Raw genomic sequence first — 1153 nt, forward strand, 5'->3', positions numbered from 1 at the left:
TTGAGGCCTTTGGTGATGTCGCCGATCTTGGAGAGGCCGGCGCCTGCGCCCTTGGCGATGTAGGTCATGGGGTCGATGACCTTGCCGGCTTTGCCGGCGACGGAGAGGACCTTGGCGACGGCTCCGGCTTTCCCGGCTCCTGCGGCGGCGCCGCCGGCGCCTCCGGTGAAGACGGTGGTCAGGACGTTGAAGGTGACGGCTCCGGCGGCGCGGCCGGGGTTCTTGCCCCATTCGTCCCAGGCGACGAGTGCTTTGCCGGTTTCTTTCATGGCGGTGCGTGAGTCGCGGAGCCAGGAGGGGAGTTTGTCGTCGGGCAGGGCCCAGAAGAGGGTGCCGGCGCCGGGGAGGGAGGAGATGACCAGGCCGGTCGCGAGTTGGGCGAGGCCTTTCCAGGCTTGTCCCATGGCGTCCCAGCCGCCGAAGCCGACGAGGGTGCCCAGGCCCTTGATGGTGCCCCAGATCCCGTCGACGATCAGTCCGTCCCAGACGAAGGACTTGACCCAGTGGCCGACTTCGTACCAGTGGTGTTTCTCCTCGACGGGGTCGCCCCAGGGGAGTTTGGCGTTCTTGAGGTCGTCGGCGTTGAATCCGTACTGGTCCTTGCGGTCCGAGCCGTCTCCGGCGACCATCTGGGTTCCGCCGAACAGGGCGGTGATCTTGTTGTGGCAGGTGCGTTCGGCGGCCCAGAACGCGGCGACGGTCGCGGTGATGTCGTCGCGGAGCTGGTTGTGTTCCTCGACCTTGTCGCCGTCGTATTCCCAGTCGTCGTCGTCCTTGTTGGCGTTCACGAACTTCGTCGCGTCCGTCTTGAGCTGTTCGAGTTTGGTGACCAGGGGGCGGATCTCGGTCGCGTAGTCGGACAGTGAGGAGGCGACTTTCTCCAGGTCGTCGGCGAACGCGTCTGCCCGGTCCTGGACCGGTTTCGTGGAGGCGAACAGCTGCTCGGCCTCGGGGGCCTTGTAGTAGGCGGACAGGGCCTGGAAGTGGGTGTGGACGGAGGAGCCGGTGTCCCGGATGTTCCCGGCGTCCTTGGTCAGGCTCGCGTGGTCCTTCTCCAGCTGGCCGAGGTTGCCGGTGTACTGGGGGATCGCTTCGGGTTTGATCACCGCGTCTGCACCCCGGGCTTCTTCGGGTCCAGGTCCACCGCGCCCAG

The 1153-nt window shown here is 66.6% G+C and carries 1 pseudogene; it reads right to left on the reverse strand.

Going from position 1 to position 1153, the window contains the following annotated elements:
* Positions 1 to 1106: pseudogene (locus ACFVFH_RS35775) on the reverse strand (protein phosphatase); the annotation flags it as partial.
* Positions 1107 to 1153: the final 47 nt, after the last annotated feature.

This window comes from Streptomyces sp. NPDC057697, assembly GCF_042799335.1.
Classification (GTDB): domain Bacteria; phylum Actinomycetota; class Actinomycetes; order Streptomycetales; family Streptomycetaceae; genus Streptomyces.